Origin of the sequence: Kitasatospora sp. NPDC051984 (assembly GCF_044593455.1) — a bacterium.
Classification (GTDB): Bacteria; Actinomycetota; Actinomycetes; order Streptomycetales; family Streptomycetaceae; genus Kitasatospora.
In genome coordinates this window covers 81009-102174 of sequence record NZ_JBIUCB010000026.1, presented here as the reverse complement: position 1 = coordinate 102174, position 21166 = coordinate 81009, and the positions used below count along the sequence as shown (strand labels likewise).

The window sequence follows — 21166 nt, the reverse complement described above, 5'->3', positions numbered from 1 at the left end:
GTTACATTCCGAACCCGGAAGCTAAGCCTCACAGCGCCGATGGTACTGCAGGGGGGACCCTGTGGGAGAGTAGGACGCCGCCGAACAATTCTTCAGAAGAAGCCCCCTGACGGGATGTCAGGGGGCTTCTTTGCATTCCCGGCCGGAAAATTTCCGGATAACCTTCGCCAATGCAGAACCTGACCTTGACCTGGCAAACCTCGGCCGCGGCCTCCGCGGCGCTGTACGGAGCGGCGTTCACCGTCGGTCGGGTGGCCGCGCGGCGGGCCAGTACGGGGGAGTGGCGTCGGGGGCGGGTCGCGGCGGATGTGCTGCGGGAGGCGGGGACGCTGCTGGCGTTGTTCGCGCTGTGGCAGGTGGTGGGGCATCTGTCGCTGGTGGGGACGGACCATGCGCTGGACCGGGCGGACTGGATCCACCGGACGGAGCTGGGACTGGGGCTGCCGGACGAGGCGGGCTGGCAGCGGTCGGTGGTGGGGCATCCGTGGCTGGTGCAGGTGGCGAACTACTACTACGCGACGATGCACTTCGGCGTGATGCTGATAGTGCTGCTGTGGCTGTTCCTGCGGCACCGTCAGCGTTACGCGTGGGTGCGGACCACGGTGGTGGCGACCACGGCGGTGTGTCTGCTGATCCAGTTCATTCCGGTGGCGCCGCCGCGGATGCTGCCGGGGAACGGGTTCGTGGATCTGGCGGCGCAGTACGGGCAGTCGGTGTACGGCAACGCGGTCGCGGGGGTGGTGGCGGACCAGTTGTCGGCGATGCCCTCGGTGCACGTGGCGTGGTGCGTGATCACGGCGGTGGCGGTGATCACGGTCGCCCGCGGGCCGTGGCGGTGGTTGATGGTGCTGCACCCGCTGGTGACGGTGTGGGTGGTCGTGGTGACGGCCAACCACTTCTGGGCGGACGGGCTGGTGGCGCTGGCGATCCTGCTGACCGTCTACCTGGTGCAGGCGGCCCTGTCGGGGTGGCGCCGGCCGGAGGAGCCGGAGGAGCCGGAGGAGGCGGTGGCGGTGCTTCCCGCGGAGCAGGAGCGGGAGTCCAGCGCGGTGGAGGGCTGACGGGCTCAGCCGGGCTGGGCGGAGAGCAGGGCTTCGGCGAGGGCGGTGCGGTAGTAGCGGCCGGCGGTGCCGGAGCGGGCGCCGGCGACCAGGCGGGCGTCGAGCAGCACGGTGAGGTGGTCGTCCACGGCGGCGGGGCTGAGGCCGGTGAGGGTGGCGAGCTGGACGGTGTCGCGCGGGCGGTCGAGGCCGGCGAGCAGTTCGGCGCGGGCGCTGCCGAGCAGGCGGCCGAGGCTGGCGGGCGGGGTGCGCGGGGTGGGGACGGGCGCGGCGGAGATCGGGTAGATCACGGCGACGCGGGTGGCGTCCTGGGTGATCCAGCCGTGGCGGGCGCCGGTCGGGACGAACAGCAGCTCGGCGTCCGGGGGGCCGTCGGTGGGGACGGTGAGTTGGAGCCGGCCGGTGGAGAGCCAGCGGTGCCGGGGTCCGAGCACGGGGAGGGCGGCGGGCCAGCCGTGGTGGTCGGCGAGGCGGCGGCGGCCGGTGGCGTCGGCGCGCAGCGCACGCAGGCGGGCCGGCCATTCGGGGCGGACGACGTGCTGCCAGGTCCAGCCGAGGAGTTCGGCGAGTGCGGGGGCCAGGTCGAGCCTGGTGAGGTCGAACTCGTGCGGGGTGGCGTCCGGGTCGGGCGGTGGGAGCCGGAACTCGGTGGGCCAGTAGGCGGCTTGGCGGCCGGCCAGCCAGTCGGCGAGCTGGGGCGCGGTGGCGAGGTGCTGGTGGAACGCGGGCTGGTGGGTGGCGAGCCAGGCGCGGCGCCAGGGTTCGGGCCGGATCTCGGCGAGGATGCCGAGGGTGGCGACGGTCTCGACCAGCGGCGAGAACGTAAAACGGCATGCGGCGAGTGTCTCCGTGCCCACCTGCCACTGGCCCATGCGTAGCCTCCGATCGGAGACCCTAGCAATCGGCCGGTGGGGCGGGAGTGAATTGCGGGATCGTTCAGCCGGCGACTCGGTCGGTCGTAGGGTGAGGGGGCGGCCGAAGCCAGTTGCGTTGGCTTCGGCCGCTCCTGTGCGTTGATCAGCCGAGGCGGCGGTGCAGGCCCCAGGTGGTGAGGGCGGCCAGGGCGGCGGCGAGGGCGAGGTAGATCGCGGTCTCGATCCACTGGAACGGCCAGTAGCGGTCGGCGGGCTGGTAGTCGATGGCGACGTGCAGGTTCGCCTGGGCGAGGCATTCCTCGGACGGGACGTCGTGGCTGTTGTTCGCGCACGGCTGGGTGCCGAGGGTGAGGGTCCGGCCGGAACTGTCCTGGACGGGCGAGCTGTTGGAGAGCATCCATGCGCCGGGCTTGTCGATGCCGGCCACGAAGGTCGCGGACGGCCCGTGGGCGCCGGTGAAGCCGAGCATCCGCGTGGACCTCAGGGCGTCGGCGTCCAGTGCGATCACGCTGTGCACGGGCTGCTCGAGGTGGGGGCGGACGGCGAGCGGGACCAGCATCTGGACGGCGGCGAAGGCGGCCAGGGTGAGGGCCATCGCGGCGACGGTGCGGCGCAGGAACAGGCCGAGGCAGGTGCCGAGGGCGACGGCGAACGCGGCGTAGCCGAGCGGGACGATGCCGCGGGCGGCGAACAGCACAGGGGTGAAGCGGTCGTGGTCGAGGTGGTCCAGCGGGGCGGAGAACCAGGTCACCAGCAGGCTGAGCAGCCCGGTGACGATCACGGCGGTGACGCCGACCAGCAGCAGTTTGACGGCCAGCCAGCGGCCGCGGCCGATGCCCTGGTTCCAGATCAGCCGGTGGGTGCCGGTCTCCAGCTCGCGGGCGATCAGCGGCGCGCCCCAGAACGCCCCGATGAGTGCGGGCACCACGATGACCAGCGTCGTACCCGTCCAGTAGGGGAAGGCGTAGGTGTCGATCAGCTGGTTCCCGTCGGCGCAGCCGCCGCCGGGGCAGCCGGACGTCAGGTCGTGGTACTTGTCCCGCAGGTCCAGGCCGGACATCAGCAGGAAGGCGGTGGCGGCGGCGAGTACGGCGGCGGCCACCATGAACTGGGCGCGGAACTGGCGCCAGGTCAGCCAGATCATCGCTGGAGCTCCAGGGCGGGTCGGGGGTCGGCGGTGGCTTCGAGGTGGGCGAGGACGAGGTCTTCCAGGCCGAGCGGTTCCATCACCCAGGACGGGTCGTCGACGGCGGCGTCGGCGTGGACCACGAAGGTGCTCTGGCGTTCGGTGTGTTCGGCGTGGATCACCCGCAGGCCGGCCGGCAGGGTGTCGGCGTCGCGGCGGGCGGTGGTGAGCCGGAAGTGGGTGGCGAGCAGGTCGTCGATCTCGCCGTCGGCCTGGATGCGGGAGCCGGCCAGCACGATCAGGTGGTCGCAGACCCGTTCCAGGTCGGAGACCAGGTGGGAGGAGAGCACCACGGTGGCCTGCGACTCGGATTCGGCGACGAACTCCATCAGGCTCTGCAGGAAGGCACGCCGGGCGAGTGGGTCGAGGGCGGCCACCGGTTCGTCCAGCAGCAGCAGTTCGGGCCGTTTGGCGACGGCGAGGGTGAGGGCGAGCTGGGCGCGCTGGCCGCCGGAGAGGCGGCCGGCCCGCTGGGTGGGGTCGAGGCCGAGTTGCCGGATGCGGCGCTCGGCGAGGGCGGCGTCCCAGCGGGGGTTGAGCTTGGCGCCCAGGCGCAGGTGGTCGGTGATGCTCAGGGCGGCGTAGGTGGGGGTGTCCTGGGCGACGAAGCCCACCCGGCCGAGTTGGGCGCTGTCGGCGGCCGGGGGCCGGCCGAACACCTCGACGGTGCCGCTGGTGGGGGTGAGCAGGCCGCAGGCGAGCTGCAGCAGGGTGGACTTGCCGGCGCCGTTGGGGCCGACCAGCCCGACGACGCGTCCGGCGGGGACGGTCAGGGTGCAGTCGGCCAGGGCCGTGCGGCGGCCGTAGCGCTTGGTCAGCGCCCGGGTTTCGACGATCGCGGTCATCGCTCCTCTTCGACGGTGCTTCGGAAGGTCTGGAGGAAGAGGGCCTCGATGGACTCCGGGTCCAGTCCGGCGGCCCGGGCCGAGGCCAGCCAGCGGCGCAACTCCTGCCGCAGCGGCTCGTGTTCGGACGTGGCGGGGTCGCCGAGCGTGCCGGTGACGAAGGTGCCGACGCCGGGCTTGGGGGAGACCAGGCCCTCGTTCTCCAGTTGGCGGTAAGCCTTGAGCACGGTGTTGGGGTTGATCGCGACCTTGGCCGCGACGTCCTTGACCTTCGGCAGCCGGTCGCCCTCGTGCAGCAGGCCCAGTCGGAGGGCCTGCCGTACTTGGTGGACCAGTTGCAGGTAAGGGGCGACACCGGACCGGGGCTCGATGTGGAACTCGATCACCACAACCTCATTTATCTAGCTTCCTAGCACTATAGAACTGATGATCCGACGGATCGTCAAGTAAGGGTTTCATCAAGGGCGCTGACCAGGAGAGATGCGGGCGGGCGCAGACATGCCGAGGCCCGGGCGCCGTGGGGGTGGCGTCCGGGCCTCGGGGACTGCGGCGGTTACTTGACCGGGAGTGCCACCCGGCCCCAACGTCCGCCGGTGAGGGTGGCGGTGGCCCAGTACCAGGCGGCCAGGCCGGAGAGGGCGGCGATCCAGGCACCGACCTTGCCCCAGCCGCCGGAGTCGCTGAGGACACCGATGGCACTGAGCACCAGGGACAGCGTCAGCAGGCCGTAGACCGCGCGGGCGAGCAGGCCGTCACCCCAGGAGGCGGCGGTCAGGGTGAGCGCCAGCAGCGCCCACAGCAGCAGGAACAGGCCCGCGGTGTGCCGACCGGCCCCGCCGGCCGCCGCCCAGGTCGCCCAGAAGGCGCCGAGAGCGGTGAACGCGGTGCCGCTGAAGCGGTCGCCGCCGCGGAACTGCCACAGGCCGGCGACGAACAGCGTCACCCCGCCGACCAGGTGAGCCAGCGCGGAGGCGCCGCCGGACGAGGTGCCGCTGAGGACACCGGTGCCGAGCAGGCCGTACGCGAGCAGGGTGAGACCGAGGGCCAGGTAACCGAGAGGACCCGCGTCTGCGGATCGGGCGTTCGCCCCGGAGGCGTCATTGCTCACCGGAGGCTCCTTTCACTCTGCGCCAGGGCATGGCGAGATCGCGGTGAAGGGTGGGTGTGCGAGGTGGTTCCGGGTGCCGGGTCGTGGGCGCACCGAAGAGGGGTGCGGCGGCTGCGGCGAATGAGAGAACCGGCGGCCGAGCCGCCGGTCGATGCCCTCCGGGGTGGAATCCCCCGGCGCCTACGGTCTACCCGGCCTCCGGGATTTGTACCCTTGTGAACCGCGCTGAACGAGCAAGTGTGAGCAAAACGTGACTAGATGAATGATGCGAAGGGTTAGTGGTCGTAGGCGGTCAGCGAGCGCATAACTGGCTGACCGGCTCGGTCGTTGTGCCAGATCGCCGAGGTCAGCGCGAGGATGCGTTGCAGGACACGGACCATCACCCCGGCCGGTGTGCGGCCCTGGTGGCGTTCGAGGTCGAGTTGGGCCTTGAACGTCTGGTTGACGGACTCGATGATCTGCCGCAGCGGCTTGAACAGTCTGGCTCCGGCCCGCTCGGGTTCGCCCTTGCGGGCCGGCCGGAGCAGGTGGACGCCCCACTCGGCCAGCTCGTGTTCGAAGGCGCGGCCGTAGTAGTGCCGGTCGCCGATCAGGGTCTGGCCCGGCCGGACGAGGTCGGGCTCGGCGTGGAGCATTCCGAGTAGGGTCTGGCGTTCGTCGGCCTTGGCACCGGTCAGCGCGAACGTGACAGGCAGGCCGTGCAGGGTGCAGACCAGGTGCAGGCGAAGGCCCCAGAAGTAGCGGGAGTGGCTGGCGCAGTAGCCGTACTCGGCCCAGCCGGCCAGGTCGGAGCGCTTCGCGGTCTCGCGGGAGCGCCCGCACTCCACCGGGGTGGAGTCCACGACCCACACGGTGTCGCTCCACAGCGAAGTGTCGGTCGCAAGCAGGCGGTTGACCTGAGCGATCAGGTCGGCGGCCTTGCGCAGGCGCCGGTTGTAGCCCGACTGCCCGGGCAGGTAGGGGAACAGGTGCCGCAGGTGAGCGTCAGCGTGACGGAGCCAGCGGCGTTCGGAGGTGAAGCCGAGCAGGGCCTGCATCACCGCCAGGGTGACCAGCTCGGCGTCGCTAAGCCGGGGTGCGATCCCGATCTCGGGACGCCACGGTGCCAGATGCGGCGATTCCTTCAGCAGGTCATCGGTCTTCACGTAGAGTGCGGTCGCGAGGGAGTCCAGGTCAGGCGTCACAACCGACCTTTGGACTCCCTCGCGTCATTTCATGCGCGCCAGCGAGCCCTTGGCATCAATCATCTTTGAGCCGCTGGGTCGGGATGCGCAGGGTCAGGATCGCCATGTCGTCGGACGGCGGCTCGGGTGCGAAGCGCTCCACCGCGCGGTGCACCCGGGCGGCGACCGCGCCGGCGGTGAGGCCCGCGCAGCCGGTCAGGACCTCGATCAGACCGTCGTCGCCGAGCATCCGGCGGCCCTCCCGGCGCTCGGTGACGCCGTCCGTCACGCACAGCAGCACCTCGCCCGGGGCGAGCACCAACTCCTCGGCGGTCAGGTCGAGTTCGTCCATCACCCCGAGCAGCGGCTGCGGCGAGGCGGCCTGGTCGACCTGCCCGTCGGTGCGCAGCCGCAGCGGCAGCGGGTGGCCGGCGCAGACCAGCGACAGGGCGGTGGAGCCGTCCTCGCGGGGCGTCAGCTCGCCGTACAGCAGGGTGAGGAAGCGCGCCCGGCTGCCCTCGTCCAGGATGGCCGCGTTCAGCCGGGTGAGGACCTGCGGGGCGCTCAGGCCCTCGCGGGCCAGCAGGCGCAGCGAGTTGCGGGCCAGGCCGGTGACCGAGGCGGCCTCGGGGCCGGTGCCGCAGACGTCGCCGATGGCGAAGCCGTAGGTGCCCTCGCGGATCGGGAACAGGTCGTAGAAGTCGCCGCCGACCTCGTTGCCCTCGCCCGCGGCCTGGTAGAACACCTCGACCTCGACGCCGGGGATCTTCGGCAGCTCCGGCGGCAGCAGGGCGCGCTGGAAGGCCTGCGAGATGGCGGTGCGCTCCGAGTACAGGCGGGAGTTGTCGAGCGCCAGGGCGGCCCGGCGGGAGAGGTCCTCGCCGAGTTCCAGGATCTCCTGGCGGAACCGGACGCCGCGCCGGGTGCCGAGCACCAGCAGGCCGATCACCCGGTTGCGGGCGGACAGCGGCAGCACCACCGTCTCGCCGAGCAGCCCGGCCAGTTCGGGGCTGTCGGCCAGGCCCAGCGCGCGGGCGGTCTCGGCGGGTGCGGCCCAGGTGCGGGCGCCGGGGCTGTACACCGCCTCCGGGGCGGGGGTCTTGTCGAGCAGGGCGCGCAGCGCGTCGATCCGGTCCTCGTCCTCGTGCAGGACGAAGGCGAGGTCGGCGCCGGCGGCGGCGTCCGCGGTGGTGTAGACGGCGCACCAGGACGCCAGGGTGGGGATCGCCATCTGCGCCATCAGGGCGAGCGTCTGTTCGTGCTCGAGGGTGCCCGCGAGCAGGTCGGAGGCCTCCACCAGGAAGGACAGTGAGCCGCGCCGCAGCCGCTCCAGCTCGCCGAGCCGGGCGCTCTCCAGGGCCAGCGCGATGCGGTCGGCGGCGAACTGGAGGCGCAGCGCGTCCTCGTTGTCGTAGCGGCCGGGCGGGGCGGCGGCCACGCCGAGCGAGCCGGTGAGGCGGCCCTCGACCTTCAGCGGGACGGTGATCAGCGAGCGCAGGTCGGTGCCGGCCAGCAGCGGTGCGGCGCCGGGCCGCACCGCGAGGTCCTCGTGGACGGCCGGGAGCCGGGCCGAGTCGAAGCGGCCGGCGCCGCCGTCGATCGGCAGCCGGGCGAAGCGGCGGGCCGGGCCGGCCAGGCCGGTGGCGGCGCGCAGTTCGAACTCGGTCTCGTCCTCGCTGGTGAGCATCAGGTAGGCGGCGTCCGCGTCGAGCAGGTCGCGGGCGCGTTCGACGATCCGCTGCAGCAGGCTGGACAGGTCGTCGGGTGCGACCGGGCCGACCAGCAGGTCGAGCGGTTCGACGGCGGTGGTGGCGGCCTCGGTGGAGGCGGCGGTGCCCGGGGTGCGCAGCACCGCGCGGTCGGACTCGCGCACCAGCAGGCACATCACGATCGGCGCGCCGCCGCTGTCGCGCAGCCGGACGTGGGCGCCGTACACCTCGCGGGCGGCGCCGTCGCCGCCGTGCACCGTGTAGCTGCCCTCCCAGCGGGCCAGGCGCAGGGTGTCGCCGAGGCCGAGGCCGGGGGTCTGCGGCCAGACGGCGAGTTCGGCCCAGGGGCGGCCGAACACGGCGTCGGCGGGGAGCTGGAAGAGCGATTCGGCGTCGGCGTTCCAGTGCCGGATCCGGCCGTGGTCGTCGAGCTGGACCACGGCGACCCGCACCGGCCCGTCCGCGGCGGGCAGTTCGCCGCCGGGCAGGCTGGGCAGCACGTACCGGGTGCCGGGCTGCTGCTGGGGAAGGGCGAGGCGGAACCAGACGGTCTTCCGGCCGGCCGCGTACTCGATGCCCCAACTGCTGGACAGCGCCGAGCACATGAGCAGGCCGCGGCCGCCCTCGCTGTCCGGGTCGGCGTACCGGTCGGAGTTGAGCGTCACGTTGGCGAACGAGGTCTGGCCGCGCTCGGGGTGCCGGTCGCTGACCTCGATCCGGACGGTTTCCTCCTCGCGCACGCAGGCCACCTCGGCGGCCGTCCCGGCGTGCACCACGGCGTTCGTGACCAGTTCGCTGACCAGCACCACGGCGTCGTCCACCACCTCGGGCAGGTCCCACCCGAGCAGGGCGTCCCGGACGAAGCCGCGGGCCGCGGCGGCCGACCGGTCGACCGGTTCGAAGGTGGCGGCTGCGCGCGCGGTGACCACGGCCACGTCTCCTCTGCTGCTGGTACGTCGGGTGGGGCGGGATCTGCGGCGGGCCAGGGCGGGGTCGCCTCGACCCGGTGCGGCCCTCCACCCTACTTTCCGGTTGGTACCCCGCGGGGGCGGGGAGCTGAAACAAGCCCCTGGGGGTGATTTCCTTCACGACTTTCTCCGGTCGTTCCCCTGGTCGCCCGCGAAAACCCTCCGCAACCGGTCCGACACCGGGTGCCAGTGCTGTCACACTGGGGGGTCCGTGTGCCGTCACCACCGCAGTACGGTCGAGGGGACGGCGGGGAATCGACGGGCCGTTTCTCCGGCCCTTCCGTCGCGGTGACAGTGAGGACCTGGGAGGGCCCCGTTGAGTTCGGCGACCAAGGACGTGTCCGGAACCACGACGGCCGCTGCGCGCGGCACGCGGTCGGCGCCGCCCGCCCGGGCCGGCGGCCGGCGCCAGGGCCCCGGTCAGCGCGGCGCGGAGCCCGCGGAGCTGCGCAAGCTGCTGGCCGCGCTGACCGCGATGCGCGACGGCAACTTCCGCCGCCGGCTGACCTTCCCGGGCGACGGCCTGCTGGCGGAGATCGCCGCGGTGTTCAACGAGGTCGCCGAGCGCAACCAGCACCTGACGGGTGAACTGGCCCGGGTGCGGAGGGCGGTGGGCCGCGAGGGCCGGCTGTCCGAGCGCCTGGAGACCGGTGTGGGCGAGGGCGCCTGGATGGCGGCCGTCGACAACTGCAACGCGCTGATCGACGATCTGGCCCGGCCGATGGCCGAGGTCGGCCGGGTGCTGTCCTCGATCGCCGAGGGCGACCTGACGCAGACCATGGAGCTGCGCTCGGTGCACACCACCGGCGCCAGTTACCCGTTGCGCGGCGAGTTCCTGAAGGTCGGCCGCACCGTGAACGGGCTGGTCGACCAGCTGAGCGAGTTCACCGAGCAGGTGACCCGGGTGGCGATCGAGGTCGGCACCGAGGGCAAGCTCGGCGGTCAGGCCCGGGTGCGCAGCGTCTCCGGTTCCTGGAAGGACCTGGCCGACTCCGTCAACACCATGGCCGGCCGGCTGACCGCGCAGGTGCGCAACATCGCCGAGGTGACCACCGCGGTGGCCCGCGGCGACCTGTCGCGGAAGGTCACCGTCGATGTCGACGGCGAGATGCTGGAGCTGAAGAACACCGTCAACACCATGGTGGACCAGCTCAACTCCTTCGCCGCGCAGGTCACCACGGTGGCCCGTGACGTGGGTACCGAGGGCCGCCTGGGCGGTCAGGCGCAGGTGTCGGGCGTGGCCGGTGTGTGGCGCGACCTGACCGACTCGGTGAACTTCATGGCCGCCAACCTGACCGCGCAGGTCCGCAACATCGCGGAGGTGACCACCGCGGTCGCCAAGGGCGACCTGTCGCGCAAGATCGAAGTCGACGCCCGCGGCGAGATCCTCGAGCTCAAGAACACCATCAACACCATGGTCGACCAGCTGTCGGGCTTCGCCGAGCAGGTGACCCGGGTGGCGCGCGCGGTCGGTACCGAGGGCATCCTCGGGGGTCAGGCGCAGGTGCCGGGCGTGGCCGGTGTCTGGAAGGACCTGACCGAGAACGTCAACTCGATGGCGAACAACCTCACCTCGCAGGTCCGCGGCATCGCGCAGGTCACCACCGCGGTCGCCAAGGGCGACCTGTCGCAGAAGATCCAGGTCGACGCGCGCGGCGAGATCCTGGAGCTGAAGAACACCATCAACACCATGGTCGACCAGCTCTCGGCGTTCGCGGACGAGGTCACCCGGGTCGCCCGGGACGTCGGCACCGAGGGCATCCTCGGCGGCCAGGCCAGCGTGCCCGGGGTGTCCGGCACCTGGAAGGACCTGACCAACTCGGTCAACCTGATGGCCAACAACCTGACCAGTCAGGTGCGTTCGATCGCCGAGGTGACCACCGCGGTGGCCCGTGGCGACGTCTCCAAGAAGATCACCGTCGACGCCAAGGGCGAGATCCGCGAGCTCGTCACCACCGTCAACACCATGGTCGAGCAGCTGTCCGCGTTCGCCGACGAGGTCACCCGAGTGGCGCGCGAGGTCGGCACCGACGGCATGCTGGGCGGTCAGGCCCGGGTCTCCGGTGTCTCCGGCATCTGGCGCGACCTGACCGACAACGTCAACCTGATGGCGTCCAACCTCACCTCCCAGGTGCGAAACATCGCCGAGGTGGCGTCCGCGGTGGCCCGCGGCGACCTGTCCAAGAAGATCGCCGTCGACGCGGCCGGCGAGGTCGCGGCGCTCGCCGACACCCTGAACACCATGGTCGACCAGCTGTCGGCGTTCGCCTTCGAAGTGACCCGGGTGGCCCGCGAGGTGGGCACCGACGGCATGCTGGGCGGACAGGCCGGGGTGCCGGGCGTGGCCGGCATCTGGAAGGACCTGACCGAGAACGTCAACCTGATGGCCAACAACCTCACCGGCCAGGTCCGCAACATCGCGCTCGTCATCACCGCGGTCGCCCGCGGCGACCTCTCGCAGAAGATCGACGTGGACGCCCGCGGCGAGATCCTGGAGCTCAAGACCAGCATCAACACCATGGTCGACCAGCTGTCCGCGTTCGCCGACGAGGTCACCCGGGTCGCCCGCGAGGTCGGCACCGACGGCCGGCTCGGCGGCCAGGCCCGCGTCCCCGGCGTGGCCGGAACCTGGCAGGACCTGACCGAGTCGGTGAACGAACTCGCCAACAACCTGACCCGGCAGGTGCGCGCGATCGCCCAGGTCGCCACCGCCGTCACCAGGGGCGACCTGTCGCTGCGGATCAACGTGGACGCGTCCGGCGAGCTCGACGAGCTCAAGGACAACATCAACCAGATGATCGCCAACCTGCGCGAGACCACCCGGACCAACAAGGAACAGGACTGGCTGAAGTCCAACCTGGCCCGGATGTCCGGCCTGCTGCAGGGCCGCCGCGACCTGTCCGCCGTCGCCTCGCTGATCATGAGCGAGCTCACCCCGGTGGTCTCCGCCCAGCACGGCGCGTTCTTCCTCGCCCAGCCCGCCGGGCGCACCGCCGAACTCGTCACCGAGGACGACGACGAGAACGACATCGTGCTGCGCCTGATCGGCTCCTACGGCTACCACCGGCGCACCATGCCCACCACGTTCCGGCTCGGCGAGGGCCTGATCGGGCAGGCCGCGGTGGAGAAGCGGCCGATCGTGCTGAAGGAGACCCCGCCCGGGTACCTGAAGATCTCCTCCGGCCTCGGCGAATCCTCCCCGGCGCACGTGGTGGTGATGCCGGTGCTGTTCGAGGACCGGCTGCTCGGCGTGATCGAACTCGCCACTTTCTCCAGCTTCACCACCGTCGCGCTGGACTTCCTGATCCAGATCGCCGACCAGATCGGCGTCACCGTCAACACCATCTCGGTCAACACCAAGACCGAGGGCCTGCTGCTCGAATCCCAGCGGCTGACCGCCGAGTTGTCGATGCGTTCGGCCGAGCTGGAGGCCCGCCAGGAGGAACTGGAGCGCACCAACGAGGAGTTGCAGGAGAAGGCCGAGCAACTCGCCCAGCAGAACCGCGACATCGAGATCAAGAACAGCGAGATCGAGGAGGCCCGGCAGATCCTCGAGGAGCGCGCCGAACAACTCGCGCTGGCCTCCCGCTACAAGAGCGAGTTCCTCGCCAACATGTCGCACGAACTGCGCACCCCGCTCAACTCGCTGCTGATCCTGGCCAAGCTGCTCTCCGACAACAACGAGGGCAACCTGTCCGCCAAGCAGGTCGAGTTCGCCGAGACCATCCACGGCGCGGGCAGCGACCTGCTCCAGCTGATCAACGACATCCTCGACCTGTCCAAGGTCGAGGCCGGCAAGATGGACGTCCGCCCGGCCCGGATCGCCCTGGTCCAGCTGGTCGACTACGTGGAGGCCGCGTTCCGGCCGCTCACCGCGGAGAAGAACCTGGACTTCGCGGTCCGGGTCTCCCCGGACCTGCCGGTCACCCTGCACACCGACGAGCAGCGCCTCCAGCAGGTGCTGCGCAACCTGCTCTCCAACGCGGTGAAGTTCACCGACGCCGGCGCGGTCGAGCTGATGATCCGCCCGGTGTCCGGCCCGGACACCCCCCAGCACGTGCGCGAGCAACTGCTGGAGACCGGCACCATCGGCGACCCCGACGAGCAGCTGATCGCCTTCTCGGTCTCCGACACCGGCATCGGCATCCCCGGCAACAAGCTGCGGGAGATCTTCGAGGCGTTCAAGCAGGCCGACGGCGGCACCAGCCGCAAGTACGGCGGCACCGGCCTGGGGCTGTCCATCAGCCGGGAGATCGCCCGGCTGCTGGGCGGCGAGATCCACGTGGCCAGCGAACTCGGCGGCGGCTCCACCTTCACGCTCTACCTGCCGCTGCGCAGCGAGGGCCCCGAGCCGGTCGCGCTGGAGCGCGGCGCCGTCCCGCGCGCCCTGGAGCCCTCCCGTACGCCCGCCGAGCAGTGGACCCAGGAGGCCCGCGGCCTGGTCGAGGAACGCCGCCGCTCCACCCTGGAACGCCGCCGCACCGCCCGCCCCGAGGAGGCCCCGCGCGCGGCCGAGGAGAGCATCCCGCGCCAGGGCGACCCGGTGCGCACCAGCGCCGGCACCCCGGTCCGCTTCGACGGCGAGCGGGTGCTGATCGTCGACGACGACATCCGCAACGTGTTCGCCCTCACCAGCGTGCTGGAGCAGTACGGCCTGACCGTGCTGTACGCCGAGAACGGCCGCGAGGGCATCGAGATGCTCGAACAGCACGAGGACGTCGCCCTGGTGCTGATGGACATCATGATGCCGGAGCTGGACGGCTACGCGACCACCGAGCAGATCCGCCGGATGCCCCGGTTCGCCGGCCTGCCGATCATCGCGCTGACCGCCAAGGCGATGAAGGGCGACCGCGAGAAGAGCCTCCAGGCGGGCGCCACCGACCACATCACCAAGCCGGTGGAGACCGATCACCTGCTGGCGGTGATGCGCCAGCACCTGCCCGTCAGGTAACCGCCGCCCGACGGGGCCGCCCGCGCTGGCGGCCCCGGCCGGGAACCCGGTAAGGTCACCCGTCGTTGCCAACAGTGACCGGACGGTGACGGCCGGCACCGGGCCTGTGGCAGGCAAGGGGGTACGGCTAGCATGACCGGGGCAGTGATGGGCGGCACGAAGGTGCCCGCTCTGGGGAAACAACCGGCAGGAGGGCGGGTCCTGGTGCAGAAGGCGAAGATCCTCCTGGTCGACGACCGTCCGGAGAACCTGCTCGCCCTGGAGGCGATCCTCTCCGCGCTCGACCAGACGCTCGTACGCGCCTCCTCGGGCGAGGAGGCGCTCAAGGCGCTCCTCACCGACGATTTCGCGGTCATCCTGCTGGACGTTCAGATGCCCGGCATGGACGGCTTCGAGACCGCCGCGCACATCAAGCGCCGCGAGCGGACCAGGGACATTCCGATCATCTTCCTGACCGCGATCAACCACGGTCCGCACCACACCTTCCGCGGCTACGCGGCCGGCGCGGTCGACTACATCTCGAAGCCCTTCGACCCGTGGGTGCTGCGCGCCAAGGTCTCCGTCTTCGTCGACCTGTACGTGAAGAACACCCAGCTCAAGGAGCAGGCCGCGCTGCTGCGCCTGCAACTGGAGACGGACGAGGAACCGGCCATCGGCGGGGCGCTGCTCGGCGAGCTGTCGGCCCGGCTGGCCGCCGTCGAGGAACAGGCCGAGGCGCTCACCAAGCAGCTCGACGCCACCGCCGACAGCGCCGGCGCCGCCGCGACCGCCGCCCACCTGGAGCGCAAACTGGCCGGCCTGCGCCGGGCCCTGGACGCGCTGCGCCCCGGCGCGAACTGAACGGCCGTCAGCGTCACTCGTTCGAGTGGTTCGCGGTCCGCTGACGGTACGTCGACGGTGCAACCCGCCGAAGTGCGCCCGCGCATGTCCGGGGCCCGGTGGCGCCGGTAGGCTGCCACCCATGGCCACACGAACGCCCGGAAGCGCCGACGCACGCACCAGCAAGCCCGGGCCGGCCAAGAAGACAGCCGCCAAGAAGGCGGCCCCCGCCAAATCCGCCGCGAAGCCCGCTGCCAAGAAGGCTCCGGCGAAGAAGGCCCCGGCCAAGAAGGCGGCCGCCGCCGCACCCGCGGCGCCCGCGCCCAGGCCGATACTCTTCCGGGCCGTCCGGCGGATCTGGCTGGGCCTGGCGCACGCGATCGGCGCGGTGTTCCGCAGCTACGGGCACGGCGCCCGCAACCTGCACCCCGAGCACCGCAAGGACGGCGTGGGGCTGCTGCTGCTGGCGCTCACCCTGGTCGTCGCGGCCGGCACCTGGGCCAGCCCGCAGGGGTGGTTCGGCGAGGCCGCCACCGCCGTGGTCTCCGGCCTGTTCGGCCGGCTCGACGTGCTGGTGCCGTTCCTGCTGGGCGCCGTCGCGGTCCGCCTGATGCGCCACCCCGAGCTGCCGGAGGCCAACGGCCGGATAGTGATCGGCCTGACCGCGCTGGTGATCGCCGTGCTCGGCCTGGTGCACATCGGCTGCGGCGCGCCCGCGATGGGCACCGGCGCCACCCGGATCCGGCAGGCCGGCGGCCTGATCGGCTGGGCCGTGTCCACCCCGATGATGGCCGCCGCCGGCCCGCCGCTGGCCGTCCCGCTGCTGCTGCTGCTCACCTTCTTCGGGCTGCTGGTGGTCACCGCCACCCCCATCAACCGCATCCCGCAGCGCCTGCGCCTGCTGGGCGTCCGCCTGGGCGTCGCCGAGCCGCTGCCCGGCGAGTACGAGGACGCCGACGGCGAGCCCGGCACCGGGGAGCGCGAGTACTCCACCGCCCCGCCGGAGGACGCCGACCCCGACGCGCTGCCGATCACCATCGAGGACGAGGCCCCCCGCAGGCGCCGTCGCCGCAAGAGCGACGAGGACCAGGCGTCCGCCCCGGTGCCGGTCTCGTTCGAGAAGGACCCGTACCAGACCCGCGACCTGGCCGCCGGCGCCGCCGCGGACCTGGTGGACGGCGCGCTGCTGTTCGGCGTGGCCGGCTCGCCCACCGTGGCCAGCATGGTCGGCCAGGTGAAGGACAACACTGCTCCCCCGGAGGAGCCCTGGCCGTCCGAGGCGCCCGACGGCCACGGCGAGGCGCCTGTCCGGATGGAACAGCTCCAGCTGTCCGGCGACATCGCCTACTCCCTGCCGTCGATGGACCTGCTGGAGCGCGGGGCCCCGGCCAAGGCCCACTCGCAGGTCAACGACGACATCGTCAGCCAGCTCACCGGGGTGTTCGCCGAGTTCAAGGTGGACGCCAGGGTCACCGGCTTCAGCCGCGGTCCGACGGTCACCCGCTACGAGGTCGAGCTCGGCCCGGCGGTGAAGGTCGAGCGGATCACCGCGCTGGCGAAGAACATCGCCTACGCGGTGGCCACCCCCGACGTGCGGATCATCTCGCCGATCCCCGGCAAGTCCGCGGTCGGCGTGGAGATCCCCAACCGGGACCGCGAGATGGTCACCCTCGGCGACCTGCTGCGCTCGCGCACCGCCGCCGAGGACACCCACCCGATGGTGGTCGGCATGGGCAAGGACGTCGAGGGCCACACCGTGATGGCCAACCTGGCGAAGATGCCGCACGTGCTGGTGGCGGGCGCCACCGGCGCGGGCAAGTCGTCCTGCATCAACTGCCTGATCACCTCGGTGCTGGTGCGCGCCACCCCCGACGAGGTCAAGATGGTGCTGGTCGATCCCAAGCGGGTCGAGCTGACCGCCTACGAGGGCATCCCGCACCTGATCACGCCGATCATCACCAACCCGAAGAAGGCCGCCGAGGCCCTCCAGTGGGTGGTGCGCGAGATGGACATGCGCTACGACGACCTGGCGGCCTACGGCTTCCGGCACGTCGACGACTTCAACGCCGCGGTGCGGGCCGGCACGGTGCAGCCGCCGCTCGGCAGCGAACGCGAGCTGACGCCCTACCCGTACCTGCTGGTGATCGTCGACGAGCTGGCCGACCTGATGATGGTCGCCCCGCGCGACGTCGAGGACTCGGTGGTCCGGATCACCCAGCTCGCCCGCGCCGCCGGCATCCACCTGGTGCTGGCCACCCAGCGCCCCTCGGTGGACGTGGTCACCGGCCTGATCAAGGCCAACGTGCCGTCCCGGCTGGCCTTCGCCACCTCGGCGATGGCCGACTCCCGGGTCATCCTCGACCAGCCCGGCGCGGAGAAGCTGATCGGCAAGGGCGACGCGCTGTTCCTGCCGATGGGCGCGTCCAAGCCGGTCCGGATGCAGGGCGCGTTCGTCACCGAGGCGGAGATCGCCCGCATCGTCCAGCACTGCAAGGACCAGCTGGCCGCCCGCTACCGGGACGACGTGGTGGTCGGCTCCGGCCCGAAGAAGGAGATCGACGAGGAGATCGGCGACGACCTCGACCTGCTGGTCCAGGCCGTCGAACTGGTCGTCACCACCCAGTTCGGCTCCACCTCGATGCTCCAGCGCAAGCTGAGGGTCGGCTTCGCCAAGGCCGGCCGGCTGATGGACCTGATGGAGTCGCGCGGCATCGTCGGCCCCAGCGAGGGCTCCAAAGCCCGCGACGTGCTGGTCAAGCCGGACGAGCTGGACGGCGTACTGATGACGCTGCGCGGGTGAGCGGCGGGTGGTCCCGGCGGCCGGGAGGCGAGGTGACCACCCGTCAACTTCTGTGGCACGACTGTGGCACGTTCGGGCCCCCTCCGGTTGAGAAACGTTACGGCAGCACCCCTAGACTGGTTACTCAGCAGATGGCCTCCGCTCGAAAGGCGTGCCCAGTGACCATCGGCAAGTCCCCCCGCCGCTCCGCCTCCGGCTCCTCCGCGTCCGCCTTCGCCGGCCCGGAGCGCCCCGCGGAGCCGAGTCACGCCGCCGACGGGCCGAGCATCGGGCGGCTGCTCGCCAGGGCCCGGATCGACGCCGGCCTGACGGTCGACCAGATCAGCACCCGCACCCGGATCCGGGTGCCGATCGTGCACGCCGTCGAGTCCGACGACTTCGACCGCTGCGGCGGCGCCTTCTACGCCCGCGGCCACCTGCGGCTGCTGGCCCGCGAGGTCGGCCTGGACGGCGAGGCGCTGGTCGCCCGCTACGACGCCGAGCACGGCGGCGCCGCGCCCGCGGCCCGGCTGTTCGACGTCGGGCCGGTCAAGGTCACCGACCACCGCCGCCCGAACTGGACCGCCGCCATGGTCCTGGCGATCGTCGCGGTGGTCGTGCTGATCGGCTACAACCTGGTCGGCTCCTCGTCCTCCACCGACAACGGCCCCGGCGCGGCCAGCGCCCCGCTGCCGTCCGGCGTCTCCGCCCCGGCCACCCTGGAGGCCTCCGCGCAGCCGCCGGCCCCCGAGACGGGCGCCGGAGCGGTCGCCGCCGCCCCCGCCGACAAGGTCACCGTCAAGCTGGTCGCCGGGCAGGACAAGAGCTGGGTCACCGCCAAGGACGGCAGCGGCAAGTCGCTGTTCTCCAACAACCTGGAAGCCGGCCAGGACCAGACCTTCACCGACCCGAAGAAGATCACTCTGGTGATCGGCAACGCCGGGGCCGTGCACCTGTTCGTCAACGGCAAGGACCTCGGTCCGGCCGGTCAGGACGGCCAGGTGGTGCACCTCACGTACACCCCGGGCGACCCGCAGGCGGGCTGATCCGGCCGCCCGAACAGATCGCGCGCCCTCCGGGGGGAACTCCACCGGGGGGCGCGCGTTAATCTTGGCGTCATGCCTGAACCCCGCACTGTCGCCCTGGTCACGCTCGGATGCGCCCGCAACGAGGTCGACTCCGAGGAACTCGCCGGGCGACTGGAGGCCGATGGCTGGCGGCTGGTCGACGACGCCAGCGAAGCCGATGTCGCCGTCGTCAACACCTGCGGGTTCGTCGAGGCCGCCAAGAAGGACTCCGTCGACGCCCTGCTCGAAGCCAACGACCTCAAGGGCCACGGCCGTACCCAGGCCGTGGTCGCCGTCGGCTGCATGGCCGAGCGCTACGGCAAGGAACTCGCCGACGCCCTCCCCGAGGCCGACGGCGTCCTCGGCTTCGACGACTACGCCGACATCTCCACCCGCCTGAACACCATCCTCTCCGGCGGCCACGTCGAGGCCCACACGCCCCGCGACCGCCGCAAGCTGCTCCCGCTCACCCCCGTCGAACGCCAGGCCGCCGCCGCCGAGGTCGCGCTGCCCGGCCACGGCACCCCCGAGGACCTCCCCGAGGGCCTCGCCCCCGCCTCCGGCCCGCGCACCCTGCGCAAGCGCCTGGACGACGCCCCGGTCGCCTCGATCAAACTGGCCTCCGGCTGCGACCGCCGCTGCTCGTTCTGCGCCATCCCCGCCTTCCGCGGCTCCTTCATCTCCCGCCGCCCCAGCGACGTGATGAACGAGGCCGTCTGGCTGGCCGGGCAGGGCGTGCGCGAGGTCGTGCTGGTCTCCGAGAACAACACCTCGTACGGCAAGGACCTCGGCGACATCCGGCTGCTGGAGACCCTGCTCAGCGAGATCGCCGCCGTCGAGGGCATCGAGCGGGTCCGGGTCAGCTACCTGCAGCCCGCCGAGATGCGCCCCGGCCTGATCGACGTGATGACCGGAACCGACAAGGTCATGCCGTACTTCGACCTGTCCTTCCAGCACTCCGCGCCCGCCGTGCTGCGCCGGATGCGCCGCTTCGGCTCCACCGAGCAGTTCCTCGGCCTGCTGGAGTCGATCCGCGCCAAGGCCCCCGAGGCCGGCGCCCGCTCCAACTTCATCGTCGGCTTCCCCGGCGAGACCGAGGAGGACTTCGCCGAGCTGGAACGGTTCATCACGCACGCCGGCCTGGACGCCATCGGCGTCTTCGGCTACTCCGACGAGGACGGCACCGAGGCCGCCGGCTACGACGGCAAGCTCGACCAGGACGTGGTCGACGACCGCGTCACCCGGCTCTCCAAGCTCGCCGAGGAACTCACCGCGCAGCGCGCCGAACAGCGCGTCGGCAGCGAGGTCACCGTGCTGGTCGAGTCGATCGAGGACGGTGTCGTCGAGGGCCGCGCCGTCCACCAGGCCCCCGAGACCGACGGCCTGACCACCCTGCTCGGCGCCGACGACGCCGAGATCGGGCAGTTCTACCGGGCCACCGTGGTCGGCACCGAGGGCGTCGACCTGGTCGCCGAGGCGATCACGCAGCTCGGAGCCGACGTATGACCAAGGGGCCGGGGGCCCCGGCCGAGACCCGGCCGACCCCGGCCGCCGTCCCGCCCCCGCAGCCCGGCCTGTGGAACATCGCCAACGTCCTGACGATGTTCCGGCTGCTGCTGGTCCCGGTCTTCGTGGCGCTGATGTTCGCCGACGGCGGGCACGACCCCAAGTGGCGGGCGTTCGCCTGGGCGGCGTTCGCCGTCGCCATGATCACCGACGTGTTCGACGGGGCGCTGGCCCGCAGCAAGGGCCTGATCACCGACTTCGGCCGGATCGCCGACCCGATCGCCGACAAGGCGATCATGGGCGCCGGCCTGATCGGCCTGTCGATCCTCGGCGACCTGCCCTGGTGGGTCACCGCCGTGATCCTGGCCCGCGAACTCGGCATCACCCTGATGCGGTTCTGGGTGATCCGCTACGCGGTCATCCCGGCCAGCCGCGGCGGGAAGCTCAAGACCCTCGCCCAGGGCATCGCCGTCGGCATGTACGTCCTGGTGCTCACCGGCCCGCTGGCCACCGGCCGCGCGGTGATGATGGCGATCGCCGTCGTCCTCACCGTCGGCACCGGCCTCGACTACGTGGTCCAGGCGGTCCGGCTGCGCCGCGAGGGCATCGCCCGGGAGCGCCGCGGTGAGTGACCTCGCCGCCCGCCTGCTCGCGGCGCTGGGGGCCGACGGCGCCACCCTGGCCGTCGCCGAGTCGCTCACCGGCGGCCTGCTGGCCGCCACCCTGGTCGACGTCCCCGGCGCCTCCGCGGTGTTCCGGGGCTCGGTCACCGCGTACGCCACCGACCTGAAGGCGTCCGTGCTCGGCGTGGACGAAGGCCTGCTGGACGTGTACGGACCGGTCCACCCCGTGGTGGCCCGGCAGATGGCCGAGGGGGCGCGGCACCTGCTCGGCGCCGACTGGGCCCTGGCCACCACCGGCGTCGCCGGGCCCGACCCGCAGGACGGACAGCCCGTCGGCACCGTGTACGTGGGCCTCGCCGGAGCGCGGGGAACAGAAGCACTGCCGCTCCGGTTGTCGGGTGGGCGTGACACAATCCGGCACCAGTCGGTGGAGGCCGCGCTCGATCTGCTGCTGCGCCGGCTGACCGGGCCCGACGCCAACGGCTGACCATCACCGGCAGCCGGGC

The 21166-nt window shown here is 72.0% G+C and carries 15 protein-coding genes and 1 rRNA gene; 9 read left to right on the top strand and 7 right to left on the bottom strand.

Annotated elements, in window-relative coordinates:
- Both rrf and ACIHEI_RS32285 read left to right on the top strand, forming a co-directional pair.
- Positions 1 to 86, top strand: a 5S ribosomal RNA gene (gene rrf / locus ACIHEI_RS32290); the annotation flags it as partial.
- An 84-nt stretch (positions 87 to 170) separates the two neighbouring features.
- Positions 171 to 1061: a phosphatase PAP2 family protein gene (locus tag ACIHEI_RS32285; protein ID WP_396609186.1), complete on the top strand. Its 891-nt coding sequence runs from the start codon at positions 171 to 173 to the stop codon at positions 1059 to 1061.
- Positions 1062 to 1066: 5 nt separating this feature from the next.
- On the opposite strand, the gene ACIHEI_RS32280 is transcribed toward ACIHEI_RS32285, so the two are convergent.
- The 7 genes from ACIHEI_RS32280 to ACIHEI_RS32250 all read right to left on the bottom strand — a co-directional run bounded on the left by ACIHEI_RS32280 (position 1067) and on the right by ACIHEI_RS32250 (position 8876).
- On the bottom strand, positions 1067 to 1933 hold the full coding sequence (locus tag ACIHEI_RS32280) for a winged helix-turn-helix domain-containing protein (protein ID WP_396609185.1): 867 nt from the start codon (positions 1931 to 1933) through the stop codon (positions 1067 to 1069).
- Positions 1934 to 2078: 145 nt separating this feature from the next.
- Positions 2079 to 3080: an ABC transporter permease subunit gene (locus ACIHEI_RS32275; RefSeq protein ID WP_396609184.1), complete on the bottom strand. Its 1002-nt coding sequence runs from the start codon at positions 3078 to 3080 to the stop codon at positions 2079 to 2081.
- Entirely contained in the window at positions 3077 to 3967 is an 891-nt protein-coding gene (locus ACIHEI_RS32270; RefSeq protein WP_396609183.1) for an ABC transporter ATP-binding protein, read from the bottom strand. The genes ACIHEI_RS32275 and ACIHEI_RS32270 overlap by 4 nt, the downstream gene beginning before the upstream one ends.
- Complete coding sequence (locus tag ACIHEI_RS32265) at positions 3964 to 4353, bottom strand: GntR family transcriptional regulator (protein ID WP_392955482.1); 390 nt, start codon at positions 4351 to 4353, stop codon at positions 3964 to 3966. The genes ACIHEI_RS32270 and ACIHEI_RS32265 overlap by 4 nt, the downstream gene beginning before the upstream one ends.
- A 167-nt stretch (positions 4354 to 4520) precedes the next feature.
- Positions 4521 to 5075 (bottom strand): GPR1/FUN34/YaaH family transporter, encoded by a 555-nt coding sequence (locus ACIHEI_RS32260; RefSeq protein ID WP_392955480.1) that lies wholly within the window; start codon positions 5073 to 5075, stop codon positions 4521 to 4523.
- Positions 5076 to 5350: 275 nt separating this feature from the next.
- On the bottom strand, positions 5351 to 6259 hold the full coding sequence (locus ACIHEI_RS32255; RefSeq protein ID WP_396609182.1) for an IS982 family transposase: 909 nt from the start codon (positions 6257 to 6259) through the stop codon (positions 5351 to 5353).
- Between the two features lie 55 nt (positions 6260 to 6314).
- Positions 6315 to 8876, bottom strand: a complete 2562-nt coding sequence (locus ACIHEI_RS32250; RefSeq protein WP_396609181.1) for a SpoIIE family protein phosphatase — start codon at positions 8874 to 8876, stop codon at positions 6315 to 6317.
- A gap of 514 nt (positions 8877 to 9390) precedes the next feature.
- Between ACIHEI_RS32250 and ACIHEI_RS32245 the strand changes: the two genes are divergently transcribed.
- The 7 genes from ACIHEI_RS32245 (at position 9391) to ACIHEI_RS32215 (ending at position 21147) form a co-directional block, all read left to right on the top strand.
- Positions 9391 to 13866: a HAMP domain-containing protein gene (locus ACIHEI_RS32245; protein WP_392955500.1), complete on the top strand. Its 4476-nt coding sequence runs from the start codon at positions 9391 to 9393 to the stop codon at positions 13864 to 13866.
- Between the two features lie 201 nt (positions 13867 to 14067).
- Positions 14068 to 14706 carry a two-component system response regulator gene (locus tag ACIHEI_RS32240; protein ID WP_380488803.1) on the top strand — a complete coding sequence of 213 codons (639 nt, stop codon included), beginning with the start codon at positions 14068 to 14070 and terminating at the stop codon, positions 14704 to 14706.
- Positions 14707 to 14827: 121 nt separating this feature from the next.
- Positions 14828 to 17485 carry a DNA translocase FtsK gene (locus ACIHEI_RS32235; RefSeq protein WP_392955476.1) on the top strand — a complete coding sequence of 886 codons (2658 nt, stop codon included), beginning with the start codon at positions 14828 to 14830 and terminating at the stop codon, positions 17483 to 17485.
- Between the two features lie 131 nt (positions 17486 to 17616).
- A complete protein-coding gene (locus ACIHEI_RS32230) occupies positions 17617 to 18510 on the top strand; it encodes a helix-turn-helix domain-containing protein (protein ID WP_392955474.1) in 894 nt (297 codons plus the stop codon).
- A gap of 72 nt (positions 18511 to 18582) precedes the next feature.
- A complete protein-coding gene (rimO, locus tag ACIHEI_RS32225) occupies positions 18583 to 20037 on the top strand; it encodes a 30S ribosomal protein S12 methylthiotransferase RimO (protein ID WP_396609180.1) in 1455 nt (484 codons plus the stop codon).
- Complete coding sequence (pgsA, locus tag ACIHEI_RS32220) at positions 20034 to 20669, top strand: CDP-diacylglycerol--glycerol-3-phosphate 3-phosphatidyltransferase (protein WP_387648709.1); 636 nt, start codon at positions 20034 to 20036, stop codon at positions 20667 to 20669. Before rimO ends, pgsA begins: the two co-directional genes overlap by 4 nt.
- The gene (locus tag ACIHEI_RS32215; RefSeq protein ID WP_396609179.1) at positions 20662 to 21147 is read left to right on the top strand and encodes a CinA family protein; all 486 of its coding nucleotides are present in this window, start codon (positions 20662 to 20664) and stop codon (positions 21145 to 21147) included. Before pgsA ends, ACIHEI_RS32215 begins: the two co-directional genes overlap by 8 nt.
- Positions 21148 to 21166 lie beyond the last annotated feature (19 nt).